This is a genomic window from Arthrobacter sp. TJ-270 (assembly GCF_058269075.1).
Genome location: NZ_JBZCNB010000002.1, coordinates 525,227 through 536,702 on the forward strand (window position 1 = coordinate 525,227; position 11,476 = coordinate 536,702).

Annotated in this window: 9 protein-coding genes; 7 read left to right on the top strand and 2 right to left on the bottom strand. The window is 65.0% G+C overall.

What is annotated here, in order from left to right:
- The first annotated feature begins 20 nt into the window (after nucleotides 1-20).
- The 4 genes from AC4D2M_RS07155 to AC4D2M_RS07170 all read left to right on the top strand — a co-directional run bounded on the left by AC4D2M_RS07155 (nucleotide 21) and on the right by AC4D2M_RS07170 (nucleotide 4,559).
- The gene (locus tag AC4D2M_RS07155) at nucleotides 21-1,223 is read left to right on the top strand and encodes an argininosuccinate synthase (protein WP_490890914.1); all 1,203 of its coding nucleotides are present in this window, start codon (nucleotides 21-23) and stop codon (nucleotides 1,221-1,223) included.
- Nucleotides 1,224-1,226: 3 nt separating this feature from the next.
- Entirely contained in the window at nucleotides 1,227-2,690 is a 1,464-nt protein-coding gene (argH, locus tag AC4D2M_RS07160) for an argininosuccinate lyase (protein ID WP_490890916.1), read from the top strand.
- Between the two features lie 72 nt (nucleotides 2,691-2,762).
- Nucleotides 2,763-3,536, top strand: a complete 774-nt coding sequence (locus AC4D2M_RS07165) for a maleylpyruvate isomerase family mycothiol-dependent enzyme (protein ID WP_490890917.1) — start codon at nucleotides 2,763-2,765, stop codon at nucleotides 3,534-3,536.
- A 156-nt stretch (nucleotides 3,537-3,692) separates the two neighbouring features.
- A complete protein-coding gene (locus AC4D2M_RS07170; RefSeq protein ID WP_490890918.1) occupies nucleotides 3,693-4,559 on the top strand; it encodes an SRPBCC domain-containing protein in 867 nt (288 codons plus the stop codon).
- Here AC4D2M_RS07170 and AC4D2M_RS07175 read toward each other — a convergent pair.
- Together AC4D2M_RS07175 and AC4D2M_RS07180 are read right to left on the bottom strand one after the other, a co-directional pair.
- Complete coding sequence (locus AC4D2M_RS07175; RefSeq protein WP_490890919.1) at nucleotides 4,526-5,056, bottom strand: methylated-DNA--[protein]-cysteine S-methyltransferase; 531 nt, start codon at nucleotides 5,054-5,056, stop codon at nucleotides 4,526-4,528. The genes AC4D2M_RS07170 and AC4D2M_RS07175 overlap by 34 nt on opposite strands.
- Nucleotides 5,053-6,573 carry an AlkA N-terminal domain-containing protein gene (locus AC4D2M_RS07180; RefSeq protein WP_490890920.1) on the bottom strand — a complete coding sequence of 507 codons (1,521 nt, stop codon included), beginning with the start codon at nucleotides 6,571-6,573 and terminating at the stop codon, nucleotides 5,053-5,055. Before AC4D2M_RS07180 ends, AC4D2M_RS07175 begins: the two co-directional genes overlap by 4 nt.
- 92 nt (nucleotides 6,574-6,665) lie before the next feature.
- On the opposite strand from AC4D2M_RS07180, the gene AC4D2M_RS07185 reads away from it, so the two are divergent.
- From AC4D2M_RS07185 to tyrS, 3 genes are all read left to right on the top strand, one after another.
- On the top strand, nucleotides 6,666-7,292 hold the full coding sequence (locus AC4D2M_RS07185; RefSeq protein ID WP_490890921.1) for a DNA-3-methyladenine glycosylase: 627 nt from the start codon (nucleotides 6,666-6,668) through the stop codon (nucleotides 7,290-7,292).
- Between the two features lie 90 nt (nucleotides 7,293-7,382).
- On the top strand, nucleotides 7,383-9,635 hold the full coding sequence (locus tag AC4D2M_RS07190) for a HelD family protein (protein ID WP_490890923.1): 2,253 nt from the start codon (nucleotides 7,383-7,385) through the stop codon (nucleotides 9,633-9,635).
- A 12-nt stretch (nucleotides 9,636-9,647) separates the two neighbouring features.
- Nucleotides 9,648-10,970, top strand: a complete 1,323-nt coding sequence (tyrS, locus tag AC4D2M_RS07195) for a tyrosine--tRNA ligase (RefSeq protein ID WP_490890925.1) — start codon at nucleotides 9,648-9,650, stop codon at nucleotides 10,968-10,970.
- Nucleotides 10,971-11,476: the final 506 nt, after the last annotated feature.

Sequence of the window (11,476 nt, forward strand, 5' to 3'; positions counted from 1 at the left end):
AAACAAGAGGAGCTATTGAAGTGACTGAACGCATTGTCCTTGCCTACTCAGGCGGACTGGATACGTCGGTGGCCATCGGCTGGATCGCCGAAGCAACCGGAGCTGAAGTGGTGGCTGTAGCCGTCGACGTCGGACAGGGCGGCGAATCGCTCGAAACCATCCGCCAGCGCGCGCTGGGCTGCGGCGCCGTCGAAGCCTACGTCGCTGACGCACGCGATGAGTTCGCCAACGAATACTGCATGCCCACCCTGCGGGCCAACGCACTGTACATGGACGCGTACCCCCTGGTCTCGGCCATCTCCCGGCCGGTCATCGTCAAGCACCTCGTCGCCGCAGCCCGCGAATTCGGCGCGTCAACCGTTTCGCACGGCTGCACCGGCAAGGGCAACGACCAGGTGCGCTTCGAGGTCGGGATACAGACCCTGGGCCCGGACCTGAAGTGCATCGCTCCCGTCCGCGACCTCGCCCTCACCCGTGACAAGGCCATTGCCTTCGCCGAGGAGAAGGGCCTGCCCATCGAGACCACGAAGAAGAACCCGTTCTCGATCGACCAGAACGTCTGGGGACGCGCCGTCGAAACCGGCTTCCTCGAGGACATCTGGAACGGTCCCACCAAGGACGTCTACGACTACACCGATTCCCCCGAGTTCTCACCCGCGGCCGATGAAGTGGTCATCACCTTCAAGGAAGGCATCCCGGTAGCTATCGACGGCCATGCCGTCACGCCGCTGCAGGCCATCGAGGAACTCAACCGCCGGGCCGGTGCCCAGGGCGTGGGCCGGATCGACATCGTCGAGGACCGTCTGGTGGGCATCAAGAGCCGCGAAATCTACGAAGCACCGGGTGCCATGGCGCTCATCACCGCTCACCGCGAGTTGGAGAACGTCACCGTTGAGCGTGAGCAGGCGCGGTTCAAGAAGACGGTTGACCAGCGCTGGACCGAGCTTGTCTATGACGGCCAGTGGTTCTCGCCGCTGAAGCGTTCGCTCGAAACGTTCATCGATGACACCCAGCGCTACGTTTCCGGCGATGTCCGGATGGAACTGCACGGCGGGCGCGCCACCGTCACCGGCCGCCGGTCCGATGTTGGTCTCTACGACTTCAACCTGGCCACCTATGACACGGGCGATACCTTCGACCAGTCCATGGCACGCGGCTTCATTGAGATTTTTGGCCTGTCCTCCAAGGTGGCCTCGGGCCGCGACCAGCGCGCAGGAAAATAAGCGGTGTCGGAGGCACACGATACTGCCGTACAGGGCACGAACGCTCACGGCACCAACGAAGGCTCACTGTGGGGCGGCCGGTTTTCCGGCGGCCCCGCGGATGCCCTCGCAGCGCTGAGCAAGTCCACGCACTTCGACTGGCGCCTTGCCCGTCACGACATCGCCGGGTCACGGGCGCACGCCCGTGTCCTGCACCGTGCCGGCCTGCTCGACGACGGCGAGCTGACAGGCATGCTGGCCGCTCTGGACGCGCTCGACGACGATGTCCGCACCGGCGCGTACGTTCCCTCGGAGTCCGATGAAGACGTGCACGGTTCACTCGAGCGCGGCCTGATCGAGCGGGCGGGACCTGCACTCGGCGGAAAGCTCCGAGCCGGCCGCTCACGGAATGATCAGGTGGCCACGCTCGGGCGGATGTACCTGCGCGAGCACGCACGGATCATCGGCGCCGGCGTCCTTGCCACCATCGACGCGCTGGTGGGGCAGGCGAAGGAGCACCTCGAGGTGCCGATGCCCGGCCGGACGCACCTGCAGCACGCGCAACCGGTGCTGCTGAGCCATCACCTGCTTGCCCACGCCTGGGCGCTGCTGCGCGACGTGCAGCGGCTCCAGGACTGGGACCGCAGAGCGGCTGTGTCGCCCTACGGTTCAGGTGCGCTGGCAGGGTCATCCCTGGGTCTTGATCCTGAAGCGGTCGCTGCCGAGCTGGGCTTCGATTCCGCGACCCACAACTCGATCGACGGAACTGCGGCGCGTGACGTCTACGCGGAATTCGCCTGGGTAGCATCGATGATCGGGGTGGACCTGTCACGCGTCAGCGAGGAGGTCATCATCTGGGCGACGAAGGAATTCTCCTTCGTCACGCTGGATGACTCTTTCTCCACCGGATCCTCGATCATGCCTCAGAAAAAGAATCCCGACGTCGCGGAACTGGCGCGCGGCAAGGCGGGCCGGCTCATCGGAAACCTGACCGGTCTACTGGCCACCCTCAAGGGACTGCCGCTTGCGTACAACCGGGACCTGCAGGAGGACAAGGAGCCGGTGTTCGACGCCGTCGACACCCTTGAGGTGCTCCTCCCGGCCGTCTCGGGCATGATCGCGACGCTGACGTTCAACACGGAACGCATGGCTTCCCTCGCGCCGCTCGGGTTTGCCCTGGCCACGGATGTGGCGGAGTGGCTGGTTCGCCAGGGTGTGCCGTTCCGTGAGGCGCACGAGCTCTCCGGTGCGGCGGTCAAGCTCGCCGAGAGCCGCGGTGTCGAGCTCTGGGATCTGACCGACGAGGATTACGCAGGCATCTCCCCACACCTCACTTCGGGTGTTCGTGAAGTGCTCACGGTCGAAGGTTCACTGAACAGCCGCGATTCACAGGGTGGAACCGCGCCGGCCGCGGTGCGCCGTCAGCTCGTAGCCCTCTCGGCGCAGGTGGATGACGTGCGGGCGCTGCTGGTTCCGTCCCAGGGGTAGGAACGGCAGGGGATGCTGCGGGTATCCTCGGGACAAGCCGCCCGTTTGCCAATACGAAGGATGTCCGTGAATATGTCGCAGCCCATAGCACCCGAGTACCTGCCCGAGGACCTGACGCAGCAGCTGCCCGGCCGGTTGGCAGACGCCGGCCGGGAGCTGCTCGCTGCCGCAGCCGGACTCGACGACGCAACGCTCGCGGCGCCGTCGGTCCTTCCCGGCTGGAGCCGGGCCTTCGTCATCGCCCACGTCGAGGGCGTGGCCAGGGCAATGACGCGGCAGCTTGAGTACGCGGCACGCGGAGAAACAATCGAGTTTTACGACGACGGCTTTGACGGCCGGATACGGGACATCGAACGGCGCGCCCAGCGCTCCGCCGACGAGCAGCTGCAGAGCCTCACCGACGCTGTGACTGGCGCAGTTGCGACCTTCGCGGGGGTGAAGGGCAGTGAATGGGACGCCGGCATCGCCTACCGGGACGGCACAGTCCGCGACGGTGGGCTCGCCCTGTGGCGGGAGCTGGTCATTCACGCCTCCGACCTGGATCTTGGACGCACGACGCTGGACTGGGACAGCATCTTCTGCCATTACCTGCTCGGATTCCTCGCTGCCCGCGTCCCGGATGGGCTGGCCCTCAAGCTCCAGCCGCTGGGCGAACAGCCGCGCACCCTCACCAACGGATCTGGAACGCCCGTGCGCACCGTCGTCGTCACCGGCCTGCTGCAGGACATCGCCGCCTGGCTTGCCGGCCGGAAGCCCCTCGGCGGCCTGAACGCAACTGCAGCAGCGGACGGCGTTGACCTGCCCGAGCTTCTGCCCTGGCCGGCGGCGGTTGCGCCACGCGCCTGACAGCCGTCTCACAGGAAGGCCCCCGCCACTGCTGACAAAAGATCTTCTATCCGGCATGGAAGGCCTTATCAGCAGTCCGGCACTGCGCTAAGTTGGTAACCACCCGAGCGCAGGATACCGAAGGCGGAATCAAGCTGGAAGGCGAAGGCAGAAGCCATGACGTCCGATGTTGATCGAACAGCGGCTCAGTCGGTGGTGCCGCTTGGCCGCATAGAACGGCTGAGCGACGGCTACGTGCTCGCCTTCGACCGGCAGTTCGATTACCCCCGGTCATACATCTGGAACCTCCTGACCGACCCGGGCAAGGTACAACTATGGCTCGGTGAACTGAGCAGCGGCTGGGAACTGGGAAAGGAATACTCCCTCGATATGGGTGGGGGAGCCAGCACAGGGACCGTGCTACAACTCAACCCGCCCACCAGCCTCCAGATCACCTGGGATGATGCACTGGGCCCCGAATCCATCCTTGAGTGGCGCGTGCTGGAGAGCAATGGCGGCACGCTCCTGCAGTTGCGCGCCCGTTCGGAGACGGCGGACTTCCTGACCGAGGGCGCTGCCGGCTGGCAGCAGATCCTCGGCGCACTTGAGGACGTGGCAGCGGGCCGGGAACCAGGGCAGGAAGGGGACTGGGCGGCCCTTCGGGACGCCTACGCCGCAGAGTTCGACGTATCCAACACGATGGGCTGGATTGAAACGTACGACGGCGTCACCATGGTCCATTTCGACCGCCGCCTCAATTCCACCCTGCCCCTCGTCAAGGACGCGCTCACTGCGGATCCGGAACAGCAGCCAAGGGTCGAGCAGGCGGAAGTAGACTTCACCGTCGACGGCGGCACTACCCGGCTGGCGGTCCGCCACGTCGTGGAGGACCAGGCCGAGGCTCCCGTCCTGCTGGCACACTGGCACGCTCATTTGGACGCCGTGGCGGTGTCAGTCGATGGCGACCATCCACACATGAGCATGCGCAAGCTGCACGCCCTTGAGGAGTTCTACCGGGCCATGCTCACCGGTTCGGCGGGCTGACCGGCGGCTTTCTCCCGGGCCAGCAGGCTGGTCTTGACCGCAACACCCCATCGGAAACCCCCGAGGGTGCCGTCCGTCCGGATGACACGGTGGCACGGGACGAAAAGGGCTGCGGCGTTGAAGGCGCAGGCTCCGGCCGCGGCGCGGATCGCGGCGGGCCGCCCGGCCAGCCGTGCATATTCCGAGTAGGTCACGGGTTTGCCGGGAGCGACCGTTCGCAGCACCTCCCAGGCGTGGCTGCGGAACGGGCCCGACAGCTGATGCACGGGGACCGCTTCAATGGCGGCGAGATCGCCGTCGTAATAGGCAGAGACGGCATCCGTGATGAGGGCGAGACTCGAGACTGCCCGGACCGGTTCCCCCCTGAGCCTCGGGTGGATCTGGCCGGTCAACTCCGCGACTTCCGCGGTCCAGCCGGAGGCCAGGACCGCGCCATTGCGCTCCACGACCGTGAACGGTCCGTCCGGGGTGGAGACTGTTGTGGTCTGGATGGTCATGATGCCAGGGCCTTTCTCGTGGTGCCCGTCGCTTCACGGGACTGTTGCGGTGTTTCAGAGGCGATGCGCCAAAGGTGCATGGTGGCGTAGGAGCGCCATGGACTGAACTGCTCAAACCACGCAGCCGCGGCCCCTCCGTCGACGGGCCGGCCGAGGAGCCGCGCGTAGCCCGTCCGGACCGCGGCGTCATTGTTGAGGTGGATGTCGGTAGCTCCCAGAATCCGCATCGCTGCGTAGCGGACAGTCCACGGCCCGATCCCCGGCAACGGCAGCAGCTTTTCCGCCAGTTCACCGGGAGTGTCCTCGACTCCGATCGAAAGGCTTCCGTCCGCAAGGGCGGCTGCGGCTCCCAGCAGGCTGGTCCGACGCCGTGCCGGCCCCTTCAGGAGCGGGCCCGCTCCCTCCACGAGCGCGGCGGCAGTGGGAAACAACCGGCTATGGCGTGGACAACCCAGCTTCGACTGTTCGCCCAGGACGCTCAGCGTGTTTAGGACGCCGGTGGCCGCAGCGACGGTGATCTGCTGGCCGACCATCGCGCGGATGAGGATCTCGTGCGGGTCCACCGCGCCGGGCAGCCGGATGCCGGGATACCGCTGCACCCGCGGCCTCAGGGAGGGCTCGGCTGAGAGTACGTCGTCGATGGCTGTGGGATCGGCGTCGAGATCGAACAACCGGCGTATGCGGGACAGCAGTACGGGCAGGTCCTTCAGATGCTCGACTGTTACGGAGACCGCAAGTCCTCCGCGTCCCTGTTCCGCCCTGAACCAGCCCTCGCCGCCGGGCAGGCGGAGAAGGCGGGCGTAGCTGGTCGGGTTTGCCTGCTCGATCCCTGCAATGGCGCGGGCGTGCAGGAAGGAGAAGATGCCGTCGTCGTACGGGGTTCGTGCGGGCAGCGTCAGACTAAGGGAGGTCACATTGGGGGAGGTGGGTGAACCGGCCGCCGTCGAAGCGTGCGAAAGGGCACGGCTCCGGAGCCGCAACTGCGAGGGGGAGAGGTCGTAGACCTCCTGGACCGTTTCGTTGAACTGCCGGATGCTGTTGAACCCGGAGGCGAACGCGACGTCGGAGAGCGGCATATCGGTGGCGGTGAGCAACGTCCGCGCCGTTTGTGCACGGGAGGCGCGTGCCAGGGCCAACGCGCCGGCACCGAGTTCGTGGTGGAGGATGCGCCCGAGTTGCCGCGTTGAGTAGCCGAGCCGGCGCGCCAGCCCGGGAACACCGCTGCGGTCGATCTCGCCGTCGGAAATCAGCCGCATGGCCCGGGCGGCGGTGTCCGAACGCAGGTTCCATGCGGGGGTGCCGGGCACCGCCTCGGGCAGGCATCGCTTGCACGCGCGGTAACCGGCCTCGTGCGCCGCCGCGGAGGTGGGGTAGAACGTGACGTTGGCAGGCTTGGGGGTGCGTGCGGGGCAGGACGGGCGGCAGTAGATCCTCGTCGTTGCGACGGCGGTGACAAACTGCCCGTCGAACCGGGTATCCCGCGATTCGATCGCCCGGTATCGCTGCCAAAAGTCCATGGGTCCATCCTTGCAGGCGGCCCGATGCGCTGCTAGCGGAAATCGGACATGGGCGTGCATGGTGTGATCGGCGGACTTGATACGGTCTTTTGGTGGATCCAGCACTACAACGCGCCCGGCTTGCGCATCCGGCTATCGAGGTCGCGCCGCTTCTGCTGGGAGCGCACCTCACGCACAACGACGGTGCAGAGCCGGTCACGGTCCGCATCACCGAAGTAGAGGCGTACATGGGATCCGAGGATCCCGGATCCCATGCCTTCCGCGGGAAAACCGCCCGCAACGCGACCATGTTCGGCGAGGCGGGTCATCTGTACGTGTACTTCACCTACGGAATGCACTACTGCGCGAACGTGGTCTGCGGGTCACCGGGAAGCGCGACCGGCCTGCTGCTGCGCGCGGGTGAGATCGTCGAGGGCCAGGACACAGCCCGGCGCCGTCGCGGCAATCCCCGCCTCGAGCGGGACCTCGCGCGCGGTCCGGCATGTCTCGCGCAGGCTCTCGGCATAGACCGGGAGCTGGACGGAGCGGACGTGTTTTCCACCCGTCTTCACCTCGTGCTGCCCGACCATCCAGCTGAACCGTTGCGTCTGCAGACCGGCCCGCGTGTCGGAGTGAGCGGGCCCGGCGGGTCCGGGGCCTATCCCTGGCGCTACTGGTTGGCGGGTGAATCCAGTGTGTCGGTGTACCGGCCGGCCGCCAAGCCGCGCGGCGCCCGGTAACCATCTGGCGGTGTCCGTGGCGGACGCTCATGGAAATTCACACTCAGGGGGATAGAATTGACGGTCCGCCTTGGCGAGAGGGAACGCGCAATGCCTGAAATGTCAGTAGCACGGAACGAACTGGAACACGAGCGCGGCTATGTGGCCGGTCTGTACCAGCGCCTTGATGAACTGCGCGCCGAGAAACAGCGCCAGCTGGATCAGGTGCGCCGCACCATATCCTCCGGTTCCCACCAGAACCGGTCCGAGCGCGACGCGTTCGCAACCATGTATGAGGACCGGCTTGCGCAACTGAACGCCGTCGATGACCGGCTTGTTTTCGGACGGCTGGATCTGGATAGCGGCGATGAACGCTACATCGGACGCATCGGCCTTTCCGCCGAGGACCTGCAGCAGCTCATGGTTGACTGGCGGGCACCCGAAGCCGGCACGTTCTACCAGGCGACCGCCTTCGAACGAATGGGTGTTCGCCGCCGGCGGCACCTGATCCTCTCCAAGCGGGACGTCGTGGCCATCGAGGACGACGTCCTGGACGCGTCGATGCTGAGCGACGCCGACTCTCTGCAGGGCGAGGGCGCGCTGCTGGCGGCTCTGAACTCCCGGCGTACCGGGCAGATGTCCGACATCGTGGGCACTATCCAGTCCGAGCAGGACCGCATCATCCGTGCGCCACTACCCGGCGTCGTCGTTGTCCAGGGCGGTCCGGGCACAGGGAAGACCGCCGTCGCCCTGCACCGGGCTGCCTACCTGCTTTACACCCACCGTGAGCGGTTGAAGTCGGCCGGCGTGCTGCTGGTCGGGCCCACGAGCGCCTTCATGAAGTACATCGAGCGTGTGTTGCCCTCGCTGGGTGAAACCGGAGTGGTGATGTCCAGCATCGGCAATCTCATGCCGGGCATCCATGCTCTTCCGGAACCTTCAGAGAAGGTCGCGGAGCTCAAGGGCAGGCTGGACATGGCAGGCGTCATCAAGCAGGCGGTCGCCAACCGGCAGCGCCTACCGGCCGAAAACCGGAAGCTCAACGTTGAGGGCACCACTCTGATCCTGACGCCCCGGCAGGTCCGTCGTGCCCGGGATCGCGCCCGCGCAACCGGAAAGCCGCACAACGAGGCGCGCGCCACCTTCGTGAAGATCATGCTGCGCGAGCTCACCGAGCAGCTGACCGAACAGCTTGAGGAATCGTCGGGTCCCGGAAACACGGCTGACCGCTCCTACCTCACCGAAGATGTCCGGACCTCGCGGGACGTGCGGATAGCGCTCAACCTCGCCTGGATGCCCATGACGCCGGAGAAGCTCCTGCGCGATCTCTTCGCCAAGCCGGCGCAGCTCGAGGCGGCTGCACCACATCTCAGCGATGCTGAGCGGCAGTTGCTGTACCGCACGGAAGACGCGCCATGGACCGAAGCGGATGTCCCGCTGCTCGATGAGGCTGCAGAACTGCTGGGAGAGCTCGACGCGTCAGCCGGACGCAACGCGGCGGAAAAGGAGCAGGAACGACGCCGGGACCTCGCCAACGCTGAGCGCGCGCTTGAGAACGTCAGCGGCACACTCGAAGACGCGGGCGTCGACGGCATGCTCAGTGCCGAGGCACTTGCGGAGCACAACACCGTTGCCGAATCCCGGCTTACGGCTGCGGAGCGCGCGTCCGGCGACCGCACCTGGGCCTATGGGCACGTGGTGGTCGATGAAGCGCAGGAGCTTTCGCCGATGCAGTGGCGGCTGCTCATGCGGAAATGCCCCCTCAAGTCCTTCACAATCGTGGGCGACATCGCCCAGACCAGTTCCATAGCAGGCTCCCACTCCTGGCAGCAGGCGCTCGAGCCGTTCGTCGGGGATCGCTGGCAGCTCGAAGAACTGACCGTGAACTATCGGACGCCGGCCCAGATCGCCGAAGCCGCAGTGCGCATGGCCAACGCGGCCGGTCTGGTGGTGTCTGCCCCGAAGGCGGTCCGGGACGGACGGTGGGACCCGGTGATAGACCGGGTTTCCGAACTTGAACCTGCACTCGTCGCTGCGTTGCCGGAGGAACTGGAGGCCATAGCTGACGGTCTCCTCGCCATCATTGCTCCTGCGCGTGTCGTTGAACAGGTCCGGACCGCTGTAACAAGCGTGTACGGCAATCGGGTCGGTCAGGGCGCAGGCGGGCTGGGTCAGGACATCGTCGTGACTACGCCGCGGGAAGCGAAGGGTCTCGAATTCGACGGTGTGGTGGTGCTCGAACCAGCCGAGATGCTGAAGCAGGAGGCTGTTCGGGTAGGGGACCTGTATGTCGCCATGACCCGCCCGACGCAGCGCCTTCGCCTCATCTCAACGGGTGAAATTCCCGAGGGCATTGAGGGCTGATATTTTGAAGCAGTGCAACAACCTACCGAAGCGGCGCATCCGGCCGTGAACCAGCAGCAGAATGACAGCTCCTTCGAAAACCTCTGGCAGGAGTTGAAGTGGCGTGGACTGATTCACGTTTCAACCGACGAGGCGGAACTGGAGAAGCTCCTCGCGGGTGATCCGATCACGTACTACTGCGGTTTCGATCCCACCGCGCCGAGCCTGCATCTGGGTAACCTGGTCCAACTGCTGACCATGCGCCGGCTGCAGCTCGCCGGCCACAAGCCGATCGGGCTGGTCGGGGGCTCCACCGGACTGGTGGGGGACCCGCGGCCCTCAGCGGAGCGGACCATGAACACCAAGGAAACCGTCGCCGAGTGGGTCGGGTACCTGCAGGGACAGGTTCAGCGGTTTCTGAGCTTTGAGGGCGACAACGCCGCTCGAATGGTCAACAACCTCGATTGGACTGCGCCCATGAGCGCCGTCGATTTCCTGCGTGATATCGGCAAGCACTTCCGCGTCGGCACCATGATCAAGAAGGAAACCGTTGCCAAGCGCCTCAACTCCGAGGAGGGCATCAGCTACGCCGAGTTCAGCTACCAGGTCCTGCAGGGGATGGACTACCTCCACCTGTTCCGTGACCACCAGTGCGTACTGCAGACCGGCGGGTCCGACCAGTGGGGCAACCTGACCAGTGGGACGGAACTCATCCGCAAGGTCGAGGGCAAGAGCGTCCACGCAATCGGTACGCCGCTGATCACCAACTCGGACGGAACCAAGTTCGGCAAGAGCGAGGGCAACGCTGTCTGGCTGGATCCGGCCATGACCACGCCGTACGCGATGTACCAGTTCTGGCTGAATACCTCGGACGCCGACGTCATCGACCGGTTGAAAGTTTTCACCTTCCGTGGCCGCGCCGAGATCGAGCAGCTGGCGGAGTCGGTTGAGAGCCGGCCTCACCTGCGTGAGGCGCAGCGTGCGCTGGCCTTCGACGTGACTTCTCTGGTCCACAGTGTTGAGGCCACCGAGAAAGTGATCGCAGCTTCCGCCGCGCTGTTCGGGCAGGGTGACCTGACCGAGCTGGATGAAAGCACCCTCCGCGCTGCCACAGCTGAACTTCCAACAGCAAAGGTCGACGGCGGCGGCCTCGGAATCATCGATCTCCTGGTCGCCAGCGGACTGGCTCCGAGCAACTCCGCTGCCCGCCGCACGGTGGCTGAAGGCGGCGCCTACGTGAACAACGAGAAGGTCTCCGATCCCGACGCGACCGTCGGTTCGCAGCAGCTTTTGCACGGACGGTTCCTGCTGCTACGTCGCGGCAAGCGGACGCTCGCGACCGTCGAGGTCGGCTAGTTTCGGCTGGTCTCAAGCCAGTCTGAGGACGACTTGCACGAGGCCGGAAGGCCGTGTAATGTTTTCTGAGTCGCCGCCGCTGAGTGGCGACAACCCCCTCCTAAAATTCAAGTGGTTCGGGTGTGCGCTGAGCGCAGCAGCCCAAAGCCAGGTGATTTGTGGTGGGCGGATTTGAATTGTTGAGGTGGAATCGGGCAAAATAAGCCGATTTGACAGAAACAAATCAAATGAAATAGATTTAGAACACCGCAGCACGGAAATGTAAATAAACATTTACAAGAGTATGTGAATTGCTTCTGTTGTTTGAGAACTCAATAGTGTGCCATGTTTGTTGATACCGATTGTTTTTTGATTGGTTGATTTGCTGGTCATTGCTTTTTTGTGGTGGCTGGTTTTTTGGCTGGTTTCGAATTTTGTGCAGCATGGATCCTTCTTTTTCCGGGGGGTTTGTGTTGTGTCTGTATTTTTTTACGGAGAGTTTGATCCTGGCTCAGGATGAACGCTGG

Coding starts and splice junctions, on each gene's coding strand:
- AC4D2M_RS07165 (WP_490890917.1), top strand. CDS start 2,763: ATGTCGCAGCCCATAGCACCCGAGTACCTGCCCGAGGACCTGACGCAG.
- AC4D2M_RS07170 (WP_490890918.1), top strand. CDS start 3,693: ATGACGTCCGATGTTGATCGAACAGCGGCTCAGTCGGTGGTGCCGCTT.
- AC4D2M_RS07175 (WP_490890919.1), bottom strand. CDS start 5,056: ATGACCATCCAGACCACAACAGTCTCCACCCCGGACGGACCGTTCACG.
- AC4D2M_RS07180 (WP_490890920.1), bottom strand. CDS start 6,573: ATGGACTTTTGGCAGCGATACCGGGCGATCGAATCGCGGGATACCCGG.
- AC4D2M_RS07190 (WP_490890923.1), top strand. CDS start 7,383: ATGCCTGAAATGTCAGTAGCACGGAACGAACTGGAACACGAGCGCGGC.